This window comes from Hydrogenophaga intermedia, from assembly GCF_000723405.1.
GTDB classification, from domain to species: Bacteria; Pseudomonadota; Gammaproteobacteria; order Burkholderiales; family Burkholderiaceae_C; genus Hydrogenophaga; species Hydrogenophaga intermedia.
The window spans coordinates 26,158-41,543 of the sequence record NZ_CCAE010000040.1; the positions used below are offsets into that span (position 1 = coordinate 26,158).

Sequence of the window (15,386 nt, forward strand, 5' to 3'; positions counted from 1 at the left end):
CATCTCGAACTCAGGGGCGGGGATAGGTATGTGGATCGGCATGGCACTGTTGGCGGGACTCGCCGTGTTCATCGTCTGGGACAGTCGTCGGCTGCGCCGCACGGACGTTACCCCGTTGTCGCGCGAGCGCATGAAGCGCGGCGTGCTGCCCGGCGATAGCGGGAAATGGCAGATCCAGTTGGGGATATCTGCAATGGCCATCGGATTGGCCTTGATGGAATGGCTCTCTCCTTCAGCGCCACCCTACACGGGTAAGGCTTCGATCCTTTTCACGTGGGCTCATGAAGTGTTGGGCCCGCGGGGCAAGATTGCCGCCCTCTTGATCATCGGCGGGGCCTTCTTCGTATCGGCCCTGTTCGAATGGCGGCGCCTCCGCCGGGACAGCGCCGCCAATCAGTAGTAGGGCACCACCCGCTCCGGCCGTTCCGCATGCTGACAGGCCGCCTGACATCGCGCGGCGAACCAGGCGCGCAGCTTGGGAGCCAGTCGCCGGCAACGGTCGGCCAGCGGGGCGCCCATGCGGGGCGAGGCGAAGAGTGCAATGGCTTTCATGCCGAGCTCCTGAACGCGCGGGCTGCGCGTTCAGGCATTTCAGCGAACGGTCGCCTTCGATGCGCGGGGCAGATGTCCCGATCCGGTCCCTGGGCACCTGCTCGCGCGCCGGCCGCCGGGACCGCCGTCCCGCGCCTCAGCCGGGCGGCGGCTTGCCCTTCCCATACCCCGCCTCCCGCGCCAGCACGATCGCCTGCGCCCGCGTCGCCACCTCGAGCTTGCCGAACACCGCCGAGACCTTGTTGCGCACGGTCTTCTCGCTCAGGCCCAGGTGGGCCGCGATCTGCAGGTTGTCGCGGCCCTGCGCGAGCAACTCCAGCAGGGCCCGCTCGCCGGGGCTCAGCCGCGTGAACAGCGGCGACAGTGGTGCATCCACCGCCTCCGCGTCGGCAAGGAACCGTCGCACGGTAGCGAAGCTGCCGGCGAAGGCCGGCTCCTGCTGCAAGAGCACGTGGTTGCGGCTGTCGATGGGCACAAAGCGCGCGCCCTCGATCAGGCCCGCGATGTGGCGGCCTTCGTCGAAGGGCACGCGCAGATCGCCGCGCGCGTGCATCACCAGCACGGGGCAACGCACACGCCGGGCCTCGTCGCTCACGTCAATCGATCCGAAGGCCGCAATGGTGCGCGCCGCGTGCTCGGGGCTGCACGACAGGCGCTCCAGCTCGTTGAACCAGCGCGTCTGCTCCGGCGTGCCACCCGGGATGAAGAGCGAGGTGAACACCTGCCGGAAGGCCTCGCTGTCCTGGCCCCAGCCGATCTCGACCAGGTCCAGCAGCAGCTTCGCTTCCTTCAACTGCTGCGGCGTGGGCTGGCGGTGCAGCAGGCCGCGCACGTAGCCGCCGATGATGGCCAAGGCCGTGACGCGTTCGGGGTGGCGTGCCGCATAGGCCACGGCCACCGCCGCGCCCTGCGAGCAGCCGAACAGCGCGAAGCGATCCAGCCCCGCGGCCTCGACCACGGCCTCCAGATCGGCCAGCCAGGCGTCCAGCGCCAGCGGCGCGTCCGTGCGGTCCGACAGGCCGCAGCCACGCCCGTCGTAGCGGATCAGCGTGCGCTCGCGGCTCAGTTCGTCGATCCAGGGGCGCCACACCGGGCTGCCGAGGTCACCGTCCAGGTGCGTGAGGAAGTGCGCCGCGCGCACCAGCGGCGCGCCCTGGCCGGTGCTGGCAAAAGCGATCCGCACACCATCGCGGGTGGTGCAGAAACGGATCGTCTGAGTGAGCGGCGGCGCCACGCGGTGATTATGGGATCGGGAACGCGCCGTGCCCCCATCGTCCGGTCGGGTTTGGCCGTCGGCCAACAATGGCCCGTCCACCACACCTCAGGAGAAACCCAATGGCCCAGCACAAGGTCGGCATCATCATCGGCAGCATCGCCAGCGCCTCCATCAACCGCCAGCTCGCCAAGGCCCTGGTCAAGCTCGCACCAGCCGAGCTCGCCATGACCGAGATCCCCATCAAGGACCTGCCCTTCTACAGCTACGACATGGACGCGAACTTTCCGCCCGCGGCCACCGCCTTCAAGCAGGCCATCGCCGACGCGGACGCCCTGCTCTTCGTGACACCCGAGTACAACCGCTCCATCCCGGGCGTGCTCAAGAACGCCATCGACTGGGGCTCCCGGCCCTACGGCAAGAGCGCCTTCGCGCGCAAGCCGGCGGGCGTGGTCGGCGCCTCGGTGGGCGCCATCGGCACCGCGCTCGGCCAGGCGCACCTGCGCGGCGTGCTCAACTACCTGGACGTGCCGCAGTTGCTGCAACCCGAGGTCTACCTTCAGTTCAAGAAAGGCCTCTTCACCGAGGACGGCGCCTGCACCGACGCCGGCACCGAGGAATTCCTGCGCAAGTACATGTCGGCCTTCGCGGACTTCGTGGCCGCGCACAAGGCGGGCTGAGCCGACCACGCGGCGCGCGGCGGCGTCACCCGGCTACAAGGCCACGGCCGAACACAGCGACAGCAGCATCGGCACACCGACCGCAGGGGCCACGACCGAGCCCACGCACGTGACGTGCGTCAGCGCCAGCAGCACCGTCAGGCGCGCGAGCCGCAGCACGATGCGCCCCCTTTCGCCGCCGGCCGGTCCACGTACCGGTCGTGGTGCCGCACCCAGCCCATGGTGTCGTCCAGGCCGTCCTCGTGGCGTCCGCGCGGCGTGAGGTCCAGCAGCCGGTAGGTGCCCATCATCACCTCCACGCCGCGTCCGTAGGTCGAATAGGTGTGGAACACCTCGCCCGCGTCGTTCTTCGCGAACACGCTCACGCCGGGCATCTCGTCGTTGGCGAAGGGCCGTTGCGCGAAGTTGTAGTGCATGGATTGCGCGGCCACTTCGGCCGGCGTGAAGCTCACGCCGAAGTCGCGGTTGAAGTCGCTGCCGTGGGACGACACCCAGCGGAAGTGCCAGCCCATGCGCTGCTGAAAGCGCTCGATCTCCGCCAGCGGCGCGCGCGAGACCGCCACGAAGGCCACGTCGCGCGCGGCCAGGTGCGCCAGCATGCCGTCGGTGTGGTCGGCCATGTACGAGCAGCTCTTGCAGCCCTGCTCCCAGCCCGGGCCCAGCATGAAGTGCTGCACCAGCAACTGGCGGCGGCCGTCGAACAGATCGGCCAGCGCGCGCGGACCCTCGGGTGTGTCGAACACGTAGCGTTTGTCCATGCGCACCCAGGGCAGTGCGCGGCGCGCCTCGGCGAGTTCGTCGCTCAGGCGGCCGAGTTCCTTTTCACGCTCCAGCAGCGCCAGGCGTTGTTCGAGCCATTGCTCGCGGTCGGTGATGGTGGTGGGGTTCATGAGAGGCTCCAGTTTCAGGGTTGAGGGACTTCAGGATTGAAGGGCCTTGGGCCGGCGCACGGCGCGCACCTTGCCGCTGCCGCCACCGCCGCAATAGAAAAGGTCGGCACCGTCGGACTCCAGCCCGCTCACGCCCTCGCCCGCCGGCATGCGCAGGCGCTGCAGCACCTCGCCATTGGCGGGGTCGATGCGGCGCAGCTCGCTCTCGTCCGCTTCCCAGGTGCCGTGCCACAGCTCGCCGTCCACCCAGGTGACGCCGGTGACGAAGCGGTTCGATTCGATGGTGCGGCGGATCGCGCCCGTCTCGGGGTCGATCTGGTGGATCTTGCGGTCGCGGTACTGGCCCACCCACAGGCTGCCCTCGGCCCAGGTCAGGCCCGAGTCGTAGCCCTGGCCCGGCGCGGGAATGGAGGCCAGCACCTTCCCCGTGGCCGGGTCGATCTTGTCGATGCGCGACTCGGCGATCTGGTAGAGGTGCTTGCCATCGAAGGCGGTGCCCGCGTCGCCGGGCTGTTCGACGCGGCGCACGGTCTCGCCGCTGGCGGGGTCGAAGGCCACGATGCGCGGGCCGGTGGCGGCCCACACGTGGCGGCCGTCGTAGCTCACCCCGTGGACGTTGGTGGCGCCGTCGAAGGGGCCGTACTCGCGCACGACCTCGGCGGGCTGGATCGATGGGTTGCTCTTCATCAGGTGCTCCTTGAGGGCGCCACACGCGACGCCTTGAGGTGCACTCTAGTCAAGCGGCAGCGAAGCGGGGAGTAACAAGATCGTCGTGAATCCCGCCAGCGGTGGCGCCAGCCAGCGGCGCGAGCGCGCCTGACCGATGGCCCGCACACGGCCCTGCGTCTGCAGTTCCGCCAGGGCGCGCTGCACCGTGCGCTGGCTGGCGCCCAGCGCCAGGGCCAGCGCCGACGTGGACCAGGCCGCTCCGTCGGACAGCAGCGCCTGCAGCGCGGCCAGCTCGCCTTCAATGGGCGGCGCAAGCACGATCACGGGACGCCCGTCGCGGGGCACGATCTGGAAGCCGCGCGGCGTGGCCACGATGTCCGCCACCTCGGCGGCCAGCGCGCGCAGGCGGCCGATCTCCACCCGCAAGCGCGCGCGGTGGGTCTCGTCGGGGTGCCGCGTGCGAAAGGCGCGCTCGATCAGCGCCTGGCGGTCCACGTTGCCGGGCCAGGCCTCGGCCAGGGCCAGGGCCAGCGTGAACAGCACCGGACGCCCCGCCAGCGACTGCCACGCGGCGCCCGCGCTCAAGCCGCGCCGGCAGGCGTCCACCACCAGCGCGCGCGAGGCGAGCAGCGCCTCCACCTCGTCCAGGCGCAGCACCTGTTCGCCACCCGAGCCCACACGGCGCGCGGCCGGGCGCTCCAGCGCCGCGCGCGCCTCGCTCACCTCGGCCTGCAACGCGGGCACGCCAGCGCGCTCGGCGGCCTGCTTCGCGCGCACCAGTGCCTGGCGCGCGGGGCCGGTGCGCAGCGAACGCAAGGCCAGCTCGGCCGAGAGGAGGTGGGCGACGGCGGCCAGCAGCGGCGGCAGGGCCTGCCCGTTCAATGGTTCCAGTTGCGCGGCGGCTTCGTCGAGCCGACCGACCAGCAAACGCCAGCGCGCGGCGATCAGTTGCGCCTGCCAGGCATTGGCCTGGTCGCCGCGCGCGGCCAAGGTCTTCGCGGCGGCCAGCAGGGTGCGCGGCGAGCCGCCCAACTCGCGCAGCGCCAACGCCACCTCCGCCTCGGCCACCACGCAACGCGCGCGGGCCAGCGCCTCGTGCGGCCCAAAGCCCTTGCCCGCGCGGCGCAGCAGCTCGCGGGCGCGCGGGTACTCGCCCAGTTGCGCCATCGCGATGCCGCGCAGCGCCAATGCGGGCGGGTCCTCGCGCAGCGCGACGCGCTGCAGTGCGGCCAGCGGGGCACCGGTGGCAAGCGCGCGGGCGGCGGCGGCGATGAGGGAGTCCATGGGCGGCGTAGCTTAGCGGCCTCGACCGCACCCCCGTCCGGCGCTCACACCGGCGCGTACGCCCCCGTCCCCTCCGGCCAGCCCGTCAGCACCTCGTACCCCTCGGGCGTCACCGCCACCATGTGCTCCCACTGCGCCGACAGCGAGCGGTCTTTCGTCACCACCGTCCACCCATCGGCCAGGGTGCGCGTGTCGCGCAGGCCGGCGTTGAGCATGGGCTCGATGGTGAACACCATCCCCGCCTCCAGCGTGAGCCCTTCCCCGCGCTGCCCGTAGTGCAGCACGTCGGGCTTCTCGTGGTAGACCTGCCCGATGCCGTGCCCGCAGTACTCGCGCACCACGCTGAACCGCTCGCGCTGCGCCACCGCCTGGATGGCGTGCCCGATGTCGCCCAGCGTGGCGCCAGGCCGCACCTGGCGGATGCCCGCCCGCATGGCCTCGTAGGTCGTCTCCACCAGGCGCCGCGCCAGCACGCTCGGCGCGCCCACGAAGAACATGCGGCTGGTGTCGCCGAACCAGCCACCGTGGTTCACCGCGACGTCGATGTTGACGATGTCGCCCTTCTTCAGGATCTTGTCGGGCGAGGGAATGCCGTGGCACACCACCTGGTTGACGGAGGTGAGGATGGTCTTGGGGTAGCCGTGGTAACCCAGGTTGGCGGGAACGGCGCGCTGCACCTTCACGATGTGCTCGTGGCAGATGCGGTCAAGCGCCTCCGTGCTCACCCCCGGCTTCACGTGGGGCGCGACAACGCTCAGCACCTCGGCGGCCAGTTGGCCGGCGCGCCGCGCCTTCTCGATGTCCTCGGCGGACTTGATGGTGATGCCGCGCTCCATCAGCGTTTTCCGTTCGACGGTGCGCGGGGCTTGCGGCCCTTGCCCTCGGGGGCGATGGCCACCGTGATGTCCAGCCCTCCGTCGAGTTCGGCGCGCACCAGCCGCTGGCAGATGGCCTGGTGGTCAAGGCCGGGGTGCATTTCGGCCAGCATGCCCACGCGCATCCAGTGCTCGGCCTGTGCGTTGATGGAGCGGCTGAGTGCGTTGCCCGCCACGCGCAGGTTCTCGTGCATCTGGTCCGAAATCTTCACGATGCCCATGGTCAATCCGTATATGAAACGTATACGAATTATATAGACCACCGGCGATACAGACAAAGACCGGATCGAACATCTGCGTACACTTTTTCCGCGCCAGTGCAGGCAGACTGGACGCCGACTTCCGATCCGAGCCCATGAAACTGCTGCCCCTCGCCCTCTCCCTCAGCGCCCTGGCTTTCGCGCCGGTGGCCGCGCTCGCGCAAACCCCTTCACCCAAGCCCGCCGCCACCGCCCAGGAACCCACCAAGAAGCGCGCGCCGCTCAAGCGCTCCGCCGCCAAGGCCGTGGAAGAGGTGACGCCGATCGAGGAAGACAGCAGCGTCACGCTCACCGAGGCCGACCTGGCGGTGGCGCAGCGCGTGTACGTCGGCAAGATCCCCTGCGAGCTGGGCGCGGCCGTGGAAATCACGCCCGCCAAACGCCAGGGCTTTTTCCTCGTGCAGGTCGACAAGCCGCGCAAGACGCGCTACTACATGCACCCGGTGGAAAGCCGCACCGGCGCCATCCGCCTGGAAGACCCGAAACGCGGCGCGCTGTGGCTTCAACTGGGCAACAAGTCCATGCTCATGAGCCAGAAGCTCGGCCTGCGCGTGGCCGACGAGTGCATGAGCCCCGAGCAGGTGACCTTCGCGGACGAGATGAAGCGCAACCCGCCGCGCAGCCTGCTGGAGCCCGCGGAGCCGCCGGGCGCCGAGGCGCCGGCTCCCGGGGCCGGCGTCGCCCGCTGAACGCGCTCAACCCACCATCGGCAGCACGTGCCCGGTGCCGAGCACCGTGCGGCCGGACAGCAAGGTGAACCGGGTGCCCGCCGCCAGCTTGGCCAGCGCCAGCTCCGGGCGCAGAAACTGCGCCTCCAGCGCGCAAGGCTCCCCCGGCGCCGGCTCCCCATCCGGCGGCACCAGCAGGCGCGTGGTGAATCCCTCGGTGCCCACCACCAGAGCGCCATCGAAATAGCCCGCACGGATGGGTCGGCTGAGCCGGGGCACATCGGTCATCAGCAGCACCAGTTCAATGCGCGCATGCGGCACGAACACGGCACCGGCCGCGAAGCCCGGCGGCACCTGCTTTGGCGTCTTCGCGCGCCGGATCAGCCACGCGATGACGTTGCCGACGATGGGCAGCCACAGCACCATCAGCAGGGTCCCCAGGTCGCGCGCCACCGACGGCTGGGGCGCCAGCCAGCGCACCAGGCCGCCGACAAGTGCCAGCACCAGCAGCACCACGGTGATGATCTGCCGCCGCGTGGAGCGGTTGGAATTTGTCATGGCGCGATGCCCTCCCCCTGCGCCGCCCGGCTCATCAGGTCCCGGCTGATCGCCAGCATGCGGTCCCCCAGCGCCGCCCGGCGCGTCGGGTGCAGGCGCGACTCGCTCGCCACCAGCACGATCGCGCCCACCGGCCGGCCATCGCGCTGCAGCAGTGGCACCCCCAGCGCCCAGTAGCCCGGCACCACGATGCCGGGGATCACCGCGTAACCGCGCTCGCGCGTTTCGGCCACGAGGTGGCGGATCACCGCCACCGGTGACTTGGGGAAGTGCTCGTCGATGAAGGCACCGTTGACCTGCAGCGCGAGCTCCACCTCCTCGTCGGGCAGCGCGGCCAGGATGGCCAGGCCCCCCGCGCCCGCGCCCAGCGGGTGCCGGTCGCCCAGGCGCAGCGCGTCGCTGGGGATGGGGCCGTGGCCCGTCTCGCGTGAGAGGCAGATCGCCTCCAGCCCCTGCACCACCGAGAAGAACACCCAGTCGCCCGTCTCCAGCGCGAAGGCGCGCAGCGAGGCCGTGGCCAGGCGCTGCAGCGAGTAGCTGGGCTCGGCCGCCAGGCCCACCACGAAGGACTCCGGCCCCAGCCGGTAGCAGCGGCTCGCCGCGTCGTGCACCACGAAGCGCTCGTCCGCCAGCGTGTGCGTCAGCCGCACCGCCGTGGCCTTGCTCAGGCCCAGGCGGCGCCCGATCTCGCCAATGCGCAGCCCCTCGGGCTGATGGCGCGCCAGCAGCTTCAGGATGCCCAGCCCCCTTCGCAGGGTCTGCGCGCCAGCGGTTTCGCCGGCCGGTGCTTCGGGTGCGTTCATCTTGGTGAAAACCCGCAATTCTCGGATCACATAGTGAACCGGTTTTGCGGGGAGATTCAGGGTTTTCCTCTGACGCTCACGTCAGTTGTGCTGCGAACATGTGGCCAATCGATTCACATTCTGGACATTCAACCTCACAAGGGCGAGATGGACAACCCCAATCAGCACGTCGGGCGCGTCGCTTTGGTCACGGGCGCCGCCAGCGGCATCGGCCTGCAGATCGCACAAGACCTGGCGCGGCAAGGCGCCACGGTCTGCATCGTGGACCGCAACGGCCCGGCGGCCGAGCAGGCCGCGCAGGGCATTCGCGAGGCCGGCGGCCAGGCCGAGGCCTTCGTGGCCGACCTGGCCGACGCCGAGGCCATCGAACGCACCATGGCCGCGCTCCTGCGCCGCCACCCGCAGGTCGACATCCTCGTCAACAACGCGGGCGTGGTCTCCACCCAGCCGCACGACGAGGTTTCGCTGGCGCAGTGGAACACCACGCTGGCCATCAACCTCACGGCGCCCATGCTGCTCACGCAGGCGGTGCTGCCGGGCATGAAGCGCCAGGGCTGGGGCCGCATCGTCAACGTCTCGTCCATCAGCGGCGTGCGCGCGGGCACGGGGCGCCTGGCCTACGGCAGCTCCAAGGCCGCGCTCATCGCCATGACGGCGCAATTCGCCATCGAGCTCGGCGAACAAGGCATCACCGTCAATGCCATCGCGCCAGGCTTCGTCGACACGCCCATGATCCGCAGCCTGCACGGCAGCTCCAAGGCCAACACCTATCTCGACGTCTGCCCCATGCACCGCTTCTGCTCGCCGGCCGAGGTGTCCGCCGCCGCGCTGTTCTTCGCCTCCGAACAGGCCAGCTTCGTCACCGGCCAGACGCTCGGCGTCGACGGCGGCTACCTGGCCAGCGGCCTGTACATGCGCCAGTTGTTCGACATCCCAGCCGCCACGCCGCAGGCCGCGTGAGCGCCGCACCCCTTCCCCCGCGCCAGCACCCCAACCAGAGGAGACACACCATGACCATTTCCCGCCGCACCCTCATCAAGGCCACGGGCATCACCGCGGCCAGCGTGGCCGCGCCACTGAAGCTGGCCTATGGCCAGAACGCCGAGTTCACCTTCAAGTACGCCAACAACCAGCCGCCGCAGCACCCCATGAACGTGCGCGCCAAGGAAGCGGTGGAGGCCATCAAGAAGGAAACCAATGGCCGCATGGACATCCAGCTCTTCCCCAGCAACCAACTCGGCTCCGACACCGACACGCTGAGCCAGTTGCGTTCGGGCGGTGTGGAGATGTTCAACCTCTCCGGCCTCATCCTGTCCACCCTCGTCACGCCCGCCGCGCTCAACGGCCTGGGCTTCGCCTTCCCCAACTACGACACCGTGTGGAAGGCCATGGACGGTGACGTCGGCGCCTACATCCGCGCGCAGATCGCCAAGGCCAACCTGCACACGCTCGACCGCATCTGGGACAACGGCTTCCGCCAGACCACCTCGTCCACCAAGCCCATCAACTCCCCGGCCGACCTGGAGGGTTTCAAGATCCGCGTGCCGGTGTCGCCGATGTGGACCTCCATGTTCAAGGCCTTCGGCTCCTCGCCGATCTCGATCAACGCGTCCGAGATGTACACGGCCCTGCAGACCAAGGTGGCCGACGGCCAGGAGAACCCCTTCGCGGTCATCTCCAACTTCAAGCTCTACGAGGTGCAGAAGTACTGTTCGCTCACCAACCACATGTGGGACGGCTTCTGGACGCTGATCAACCGCCGCGCCTGGGACCGCCTGCCACCCGACGTGCGCGACATCGTCACCAAGCACATCAACGCCGCCGCCGTGAAGGAGCGCGTGGACGTGGCCGCCAACGAGGCCACGCTGCAGAAGGACCTCACCGCCAAGGGCATCGTCTTCAACTCGCCCAACACCGCGCCCTTCCGCGACAAGCTGCGCAGCGCCGGCTTCTACGCCGAGTGGAAGGGCAAGTTCGGCGACGAGGCCTGGGCCGTGATGGAAAAGTACACCGGCAAGCTGGGTTGACATGACGGAACTCATCGCCGGCACCTCCGCCGACGCCGACGGTGCCTACAAGGGCACCGTCCTTCACGACACCCGCAGCAGCCCGCTCTGGCTCAAGCCGCTGGAGGCCGTCTCGGCCCTCCTCATGGTGGTCATCACGGTGCTGCTGCTGGTGGGCGTGGTCTCGCGCTACGTGTTCAACCAGTCCCTGGTGTGGTCGGACGAGGTCGTCTCGATCTCCTTCATCTGGCTCACCATGCTGGGCGCGGCCATCGCCGTGCACCGCAACGAACACCTGCGCCTGGGCCTGTTCGTCGACCTGCTGCCGCCGCGCCTGCGCGAGTTCGTGCACGCCTTCGCGCTGGTGGCCATCGCGGCGGTGCTGCTCGCGCTCATCGGCCCGGCCATCGACTACGCCAAAGACGAGTGGTTCATCCACACGCCCGCGCTGGACCTGCCCAACTCCTTCCGCGTCAGCTCCATCGGCTTCGGCTTCGCCGTCATGCTGGCCCTGGTGGTGCTGTACGCCGGCCGCTCCGCGCGCAAGGCCGACCTGGCGCTGGCCGTGCTGCTGGTGGCGGTGGTCGCGGGCCTGTGCTGGCACTTCTCGCCGCAGCTCATGAAGCTGGGCGCGGCCAACATCGGCTTCTTCCTCATCGGCTTCGCCGCCATCTGCCTGGTGGCGGGTGTGCCCATCGCCTTCTGCTTCGGCGTGGGCGCGGTGTGTTACCTGGCCTTCACCACGCACGTGCCGCTCACCGTCGTCATCGGGCGCATGGACGAAGGCATGTCCAGCCTGGTGCTGGTGTCCGTGCCCATCTTCGTGCTGCTGGGCTGCATCCTTGATGCGACCGGCATGGGCAAGGCCATCGTCGATTTCCTGGGCTCGCTGCTCGGCCACGTCAAGGCCGGCATGTCCTACGTGCTGCTGGGTTCGCTGTTCATCGTCTCGGGCATCTCCGGTTCCAAGGTGTCCGACATGGCCACCGTGGCCCCCGCCCTCTTCCCCGAGATGAAGCGCCGCGGCCACAAGCCGCGCGAGATGGTGGCCCTGCTGGCCACCGGCGCCGCCATGGCCGACACCGTGCCACCCAGCATCGTGCTCATCGTGCTGGGCGCTGTGGCCGGCGTGTCCATCGCGGGCCTGTTCCAGGCCGGCTTCGTCATCGCCATGGTGCTGCTGGCCGTGCTGCTGGTGCTGGCGCGCTGGAAGGCCCGCAACGAAGACATGCACGACGCCAAGCGCGCCCCGCTGTCGCTGGTGCGCCGCTTCCTGCTGATCGCCGCGCCCGCGCTGGTGCTGCCCTTCCTCATCCGCGCGGCGGTGGGCGAAGGCGTGGCCACAGCCACCGAGGTCTCCACCGTCGCCGTGGTCTACGCGCTGTTCGTGGGCCAGGTGATGTACGGCGGCATCGGCCTGCGCAAGTTCTACGACATGCTGGTGGAGACCGCCGCGCTCTCGGGCGTGGTGCTGCTGGTGCTGGGCTCGGCCTCGGCCATGGCCTGGTCCATCACGCAGAGCGGCGTGGTGCAGCAACTGTCCACGGTGATGACCTCGCTGCCCGGCGGCTGGGTCGGCTTCATGGCCGTCACCATCGTGGTCTTCGTGGCCCTGGGCTGTCTGCTGGAAGGCCTGCCCGCCGTGCTGCTGCTCGCGCCCATCATGTTCCCCATCGCGCACAAGCTGGGCATCAACGACGTGCACTACGCCATGGTCATCGTCTGCGCCATGAACATCGGCCTGATGATGCCCCCCATCGGCGTGGGCTTCTACATCGCCTGCCGCATCGGCGGCGCCCCGCCCGACGAGGTCATCGGCGCCATCTGGCCGTATCTGGTCGCACTGCTCGTGGGCGTGCTGATCATCGCGGCCGTACCGGGCATCACCACCATGGTCTTGTGACGAAGGCCCGCGTGAACATGATCGATCTGTACCGAACCATGGCGCGCATCCGCGCCTTCGAACTCGCGGCCGAGGTGGCCAGCCAGGGCGGCGTGGGCGTGCTCGGCGCCAAGCTGGACGAACGCGCCAAGGTGCGCGGCCCACTGCACCTGTCCATCGGGCAGGAGGCCGTGGCCGCCGGCGTCTGCGCCCACCTCAGCCGCGAGGATCTGCTGACGAGCACCCACCGCGGCCACGGCCACACCCTGGCCAAGGGCGGCGACATGCGCCGCATGATGGCCGAGCTGTTCGGCCGCGCCGGTGGCAGCAACGGCGGCAAGGGCGGCTCCATGCACATCGCCGACTTCTCGGTGGGCATGCTGGGCGCCAACGGTGTCGTCACCGCCGGCCTGCCCATCGCCTGCGGCGCGGCGCAGGCGCTCAAGCTGCAAGGCAAGCCGCACCTGGTGGCCTGCTTCTTCGGCGACGGCGCCACCAACCGCGGGCCCTTCCTGGAAGCGCTCAACTGGGCCGCCGTCTTCAAGCTGCCGGTGCTCTTCGTCTGCGAGGACAACCGCTACTCCGCCACCACCGCCACCGCGGGCCTCAGCGCCGGCCCCGGCGTGGCCGCGCGCGCAGCGGCGCTGGGCGTGCCCGGTGAAACGGCCGACGGCAACGACGTGCAGGCCGTGCACGCGGCCGCCGGCCGCCTGGTCGCCAAGATCCACGCGGGCGAAGGCCCCCAACTGCTGCACGCCCTCACCTGGCGCGTGCGCGGCCACGTGTCGGTGGACACCCAGGGCTACCGCGACCCGAACGACCTGCAAGGCGCCATCGACGCCGACCCGCTGCGTCGCGCGCGCGAAGCCGCCCTGGCCGGCGGCGCCACGCTCGCGCAGCTCGACGCCATCGACGCCGAGGTGCGCGCCGAGATCGACGACGCCGTGGCCTTCGCCGACGCATCGCCCGCGCCCGAGCCGGCCGCGGCCTTCACCGACATCCAGACCACCGGAGCCGGCGCATGGCACTGATCCGCACCACCTATGCCGACGCCGCCGTGCGCGCGATGACCAACGCCATGCGCGATGACCCGCGCGTGGTGGTGCTGGGCGAAGACGTGGGCCGGGGCGGCATCTTCCAGCAGTACAAGGGCCTGCAGGCCGCCTTCGGGCCCGAGCGCGTGATCGACACGCCCATCTCCGAAGCCACCATCGTCGGCGTCGGCGTGGGCATGGCGCTGGTGGGCATGCGCCCCGTGGTGGAGATGCGCGTGGTCGACTTCGCGCTCTGCGCCATGGACGAGATCGTCAACCAGGCCGCCAAGAACCGCTACATGTTCGGCGGCCAGGGCCGCGTGCCGCTGGTGATGCGCCTGCCCATCGGCTTCTGGGCCAACTCGGCCGCTCAGCACTCGCAAAGCCTGGAGGCCTGGTTCGCCCACCTGCCCGGCGTGGTGGTGATGTGCCCCGCCACACCGCAAGACAACTTCAGCATGCTCACCCAGGCCCTGCGCGGCGAGGACCCGGTGATCTACATGGAGAACAAGGAGCTGTGGGGCCTGGAGGGCGAGGTCGATGATTCGCTGATCGCCACGCCCGGCCGCGCCAACGTCCTGCGGCGCGGCGACGATCTCACGCTCGTGAGCTGGTCCGCCGCCGTGCACACCGCAGCGAAGGCCGCCGACGAACTGGCCGCGCAAGGCGTGCGCGCCAGCGTCATCGACCTGGGCACCCTGTGGCCCTGGGACCGCGACGCCGTGCTGGCCGACTGCGCGCGCACACGCCGCCTGCTGGTGGTGCACGACGCCGTGCAGGCCGCCGGCTTCGGCGCCGAGGTGGCCGCCACCGCCGCGCAGGCCACGGGCTGCCGCATCGGCCGCCTGGGCGCGCCGCGCATTCCCGTGGGCTACGCCACGCGGCTGGAAACCGTGGCCCGTGTCTCCCCCGCCGCTGTCGTCGAGGCAGCGTTGTCCCTCATGGCCGACGCCCCGCAGGCAACGGCCGCCTGATCCACAAAACGAAGCACCACCATGAAAGTTTTCTACGACAAGGACTGCGATCTGTCCCTCATCAAGGGCAAGACGGTCGCGATCATCGGCTACGGCAGCCAGGGCCACGCGCACGCGCAGAACCTCAACGACAGCGGCGTGAAGGTGGTGGTGGGCCTGCGCAAGGGCGGCGCCTCGTGGGACAAGGTCGGCAAGGCCGGCCTGAACGTGCTGGAAGTCAATGACGCGGTGAAATCCGCCGACGTCGTCATGATCCTGCTGCCCGACGAGCAGATCGCCGAGGTCTACAAGAACAACGTCGAGCCCAACATCAAGCAGGGCGCCTCGCTGGCCTTCGCCCACGGCTTCAACGTGCACTACAACCAGGTGGTGCCCCGCGCCGACCTGGACGTGTGGATGGTCGCGCCCAAAGCCCCCGGCCACACCGTTCGCAGCACCTACGCGCAAGGCGGTGGCGTGCCCCACCTGGTGGCCGTGCACCAGGACAAGAGCGGCAAGGCGCGCGACCTGGCCCTCTCCTACGCCATGGCCAACGGCGGTGGCAAGGCCGGCATCATCGAGACCAACTTCAAGGAAGAGACCGAGACCGATCTCTTCGGCGAACAGGCCGTGCTGTGCGGTGGCGCGGTCGAGCTGATCAAGATGGGCTACGAGACGCTGGTGGAAGCGGGCTACGCGCCGGAGATGGCCTACTTCGAGTGCCTGCACGAGTTGAAGCTCATCGTGGACCTGATCTACGAAGGCGGCATCGCCAACATGAACTACTCGATCTCCAACAACGCGGAGTTCGGCGAGTACGTGACGGGCCCCGAGGTGATCAACGAGCAGTCGCGCGTGGCCATGCGCAATGCCTTGAAGCGCATCCAGAACGGCGACTACGCCAAGATGTTCATCAGCGAAGGCCGCACCAACTACCCGAGCATGACCGCGCGTCGGCGCAACACGGCCGAGCACAGCATCGAGGTGGTGGGCGCGCAGCTTCGCGCCATGATGCCCTGGATCGCCAAGAACAAGCTGGTCGATCAGAGCCGCAACTGA

At 69.7% G+C, this 15,386-nt stretch carries 18 protein-coding genes; 9 read left to right on the forward strand and 9 right to left on the reverse strand.

Annotated features, from left to right (window positions below; translation table 11 throughout):
• The first annotated feature begins 40 nt into the window (after positions 1–40).
• A complete protein-coding gene (locus tag BN948_RS18780) occupies positions 41–400 on the forward strand; it encodes a hypothetical protein (RefSeq protein WP_138820050.1) in 360 nt (119 codons plus the stop codon).
• Here the strand turns inward: BN948_RS18780 and BN948_RS26740 are convergent.
• On the reverse strand, positions 394–552 hold the full coding sequence (locus BN948_RS26740; RefSeq protein WP_009517658.1) for a hypothetical protein: 159 nt from the start codon (positions 550–552) through the stop codon (positions 394–396). The genes BN948_RS18780 and BN948_RS26740 overlap by 7 nt on opposite strands.
• 136 nt (positions 553–688) lie before the next feature.
• Positions 689–1,786 carry an alpha/beta fold hydrolase gene (locus tag BN948_RS18785; RefSeq protein ID WP_009517657.1) on the reverse strand — a complete coding sequence of 366 codons (1,098 nt, stop codon included), beginning with the start codon at positions 1,784–1,786 and terminating at the stop codon, positions 689–691.
• A 101-nt stretch (positions 1,787–1,887) separates the two neighbouring features.
• On the opposite strand from BN948_RS18785, the gene BN948_RS18790 reads away from it, so the two are divergent.
• Complete coding sequence (locus tag BN948_RS18790; protein ID WP_009517656.1) at positions 1,888–2,445, forward strand: NADPH-dependent FMN reductase; 558 nt, start codon at positions 1,888–1,890, stop codon at positions 2,443–2,445.
• Positions 2,446–2,582: 137 nt separating this feature from the next.
• Here the strand turns inward: BN948_RS18790 and BN948_RS18795 are convergent, their stop codons facing one another.
• Genes BN948_RS18795 through BN948_RS18815 form a run of 5 tightly spaced genes read right to left on the reverse strand, consistent with a single transcriptional unit; the run spans position 2,583 to position 6,384 of the window.
• Positions 2,583–3,335, reverse strand: coding sequence for a DUF899 domain-containing protein (locus BN948_RS18795; protein ID WP_009517655.1), 753 nt, complete (start codon positions 3,333–3,335; stop codon positions 2,583–2,585).
• A gap of 30 nt (positions 3,336–3,365) precedes the next feature.
• Positions 3,366–4,022, reverse strand: coding sequence for a Vgb family protein (locus tag BN948_RS18800; RefSeq protein WP_009517654.1), 657 nt, complete (start codon positions 4,020–4,022; stop codon positions 3,366–3,368).
• A 45-nt stretch (positions 4,023–4,067) separates the two neighbouring features.
• Positions 4,068–5,288 carry a hypothetical protein gene (locus BN948_RS18805; protein ID WP_009517653.1) on the reverse strand — a complete coding sequence of 407 codons (1,221 nt, stop codon included), beginning with the start codon at positions 5,286–5,288 and terminating at the stop codon, positions 4,068–4,070.
• A 44-nt stretch (positions 5,289–5,332) separates the two neighbouring features.
• A complete protein-coding gene (gene map, locus BN948_RS18810; RefSeq protein WP_009517652.1) occupies positions 5,333–6,124 on the reverse strand; it encodes a type I methionyl aminopeptidase in 792 nt (263 codons plus the stop codon).
• Positions 6,124–6,384 (reverse strand): ParD-like family protein, encoded by a 261-nt coding sequence (locus BN948_RS18815; protein WP_009517651.1) that lies wholly within the window; start codon positions 6,382–6,384, stop codon positions 6,124–6,126. Before BN948_RS18815 ends, map begins: the two co-directional genes overlap by 1 nt.
• Before the next feature lie 134 nt (positions 6,385–6,518).
• Here BN948_RS18815 and BN948_RS18820 point away from each other — a divergent pair, with 134 nt between their 5' ends.
• Positions 6,519–7,112 (forward strand): hypothetical protein, encoded by a 594-nt coding sequence (locus BN948_RS18820; protein ID WP_009517650.1) that lies wholly within the window; start codon positions 6,519–6,521, stop codon positions 7,110–7,112.
• 6 nt (positions 7,113–7,118) lie between these two features.
• Here the strand turns inward: BN948_RS18820 and BN948_RS18825 are convergent, their stop codons facing one another.
• Both BN948_RS18825 and BN948_RS18830 read right to left on the reverse strand, forming a co-directional pair.
• Positions 7,119–7,649 (reverse strand): hypothetical protein, encoded by a 531-nt coding sequence (locus BN948_RS18825; RefSeq protein WP_009517649.1) that lies wholly within the window; start codon positions 7,647–7,649, stop codon positions 7,119–7,121.
• On the reverse strand, positions 7,646–8,452 hold the full coding sequence (locus BN948_RS18830) for an IclR family transcriptional regulator (RefSeq protein WP_009517648.1): 807 nt from the start codon (positions 8,450–8,452) through the stop codon (positions 7,646–7,648). The genes BN948_RS18825 and BN948_RS18830 overlap by 4 nt, the downstream gene beginning before the upstream one ends.
• 147 nt (positions 8,453–8,599) lie before the next feature.
• On the opposite strand from BN948_RS18830, the gene BN948_RS18835 reads away from it, so the two are divergent.
• Genes BN948_RS18835 through ilvC form a run of 6 tightly spaced genes read left to right on the forward strand, consistent with a single transcriptional unit; the run spans position 8,600 to position 15,386 of the window.
• Entirely contained in the window at positions 8,600–9,412 is an 813-nt protein-coding gene (locus tag BN948_RS18835; RefSeq protein ID WP_009517647.1) for an SDR family NAD(P)-dependent oxidoreductase, read from the forward strand.
• A gap of 50 nt (positions 9,413–9,462) precedes the next feature.
• Entirely contained in the window at positions 9,463–10,479 is a 1,017-nt protein-coding gene (locus BN948_RS18840; protein WP_009517646.1) for a TRAP transporter substrate-binding protein, read from the forward strand.
• A gap of 1 nt (position 10,480) precedes the next feature.
• Positions 10,481–12,361 (forward strand): TRAP transporter large permease, encoded by a 1,881-nt coding sequence (locus BN948_RS18845; RefSeq protein ID WP_009517645.1) that lies wholly within the window; start codon positions 10,481–10,483, stop codon positions 12,359–12,361.
• Positions 12,362–12,378: 17 nt separating this feature from the next.
• Positions 12,379–13,371 carry a thiamine pyrophosphate-dependent dehydrogenase E1 component subunit alpha gene (locus tag BN948_RS18850; protein ID WP_009517644.1) on the forward strand — a complete coding sequence of 331 codons (993 nt, stop codon included), beginning with the start codon at positions 12,379–12,381 and terminating at the stop codon, positions 13,369–13,371.
• Entirely contained in the window at positions 13,362–14,348 is a 987-nt protein-coding gene (locus BN948_RS18855; RefSeq protein WP_009517643.1) for an alpha-ketoacid dehydrogenase subunit beta, read from the forward strand. Before BN948_RS18850 ends, BN948_RS18855 begins: the two co-directional genes overlap by 10 nt.
• A gap of 21 nt (positions 14,349–14,369) precedes the next feature.
• A complete protein-coding gene (gene ilvC, locus BN948_RS18860; RefSeq protein WP_035623171.1) occupies positions 14,370–15,386 on the forward strand; it encodes a ketol-acid reductoisomerase in 1,017 nt (338 codons plus the stop codon).

Excerpts from the sequence above, each read along its gene's own strand:
- BN948_RS18780 (WP_138820050.1), top strand. The coding sequence starts at position 41 with ATGGCACTGTTGGCGGGACTCGCCGTGTTCATCGTCTGGGACAGTCGT.
- BN948_RS26740 (WP_009517658.1), bottom strand. The coding sequence starts at position 552 with ATGAAAGCCATTGCACTCTTCGCCTCGCCCCGCATGGGCGCCCCGCTG.
- BN948_RS18790 (WP_009517656.1), top strand. The coding sequence starts at position 1,888 with ATGGCCCAGCACAAGGTCGGCATCATCATCGGCAGCATCGCCAGCGCC.
- BN948_RS18795 (WP_009517655.1), bottom strand. The coding sequence starts at position 3,335 with ATGAACCCCACCACCATCACCGACCGCGAGCAATGGCTCGAACAACGC.
- BN948_RS18800 (WP_009517654.1), bottom strand. The coding sequence starts at position 4,022 with ATGAAGAGCAACCCATCGATCCAGCCCGCCGAGGTCGTGCGCGAGTAC.
- BN948_RS18805 (WP_009517653.1), bottom strand. The coding sequence starts at position 5,288 with ATGGACTCCCTCATCGCCGCCGCCGCCCGCGCGCTTGCCACCGGTGCC.
- map (WP_009517652.1), bottom strand. The coding sequence starts at position 6,124 with ATGGAGCGCGGCATCACCATCAAGTCCGCCGAGGACATCGAGAAGGCG.
- BN948_RS18815 (WP_009517651.1), bottom strand. The coding sequence starts at position 6,384 with ATGGGCATCGTGAAGATTTCGGACCAGATGCACGAGAACCTGCGCGTG.
- BN948_RS18820 (WP_009517650.1), top strand. The coding sequence starts at position 6,519 with ATGAAACTGCTGCCCCTCGCCCTCTCCCTCAGCGCCCTGGCTTTCGCG.
- BN948_RS18825 (WP_009517649.1), bottom strand. The coding sequence starts at position 7,649 with ATGACAAATTCCAACCGCTCCACGCGGCGGCAGATCATCACCGTGGTG.
- BN948_RS18830 (WP_009517648.1), bottom strand. The coding sequence starts at position 8,452 with ATGAACGCACCCGAAGCACCGGCCGGCGAAACCGCTGGCGCGCAGACC.
- BN948_RS18835 (WP_009517647.1), top strand. The coding sequence starts at position 8,600 with ATGGACAACCCCAATCAGCACGTCGGGCGCGTCGCTTTGGTCACGGGC.
- BN948_RS18840 (WP_009517646.1), top strand. The coding sequence starts at position 9,463 with ATGACCATTTCCCGCCGCACCCTCATCAAGGCCACGGGCATCACCGCG.
- BN948_RS18845 (WP_009517645.1), top strand. The coding sequence starts at position 10,481 with ATGACGGAACTCATCGCCGGCACCTCCGCCGACGCCGACGGTGCCTAC.
- BN948_RS18850 (WP_009517644.1), top strand. The coding sequence starts at position 12,379 with ATGATCGATCTGTACCGAACCATGGCGCGCATCCGCGCCTTCGAACTC.
- BN948_RS18855 (WP_009517643.1), top strand. The coding sequence starts at position 13,362 with ATGGCACTGATCCGCACCACCTATGCCGACGCCGCCGTGCGCGCGATG.
- ilvC (WP_035623171.1), top strand. The coding sequence starts at position 14,370 with ATGAAAGTTTTCTACGACAAGGACTGCGATCTGTCCCTCATCAAGGGC.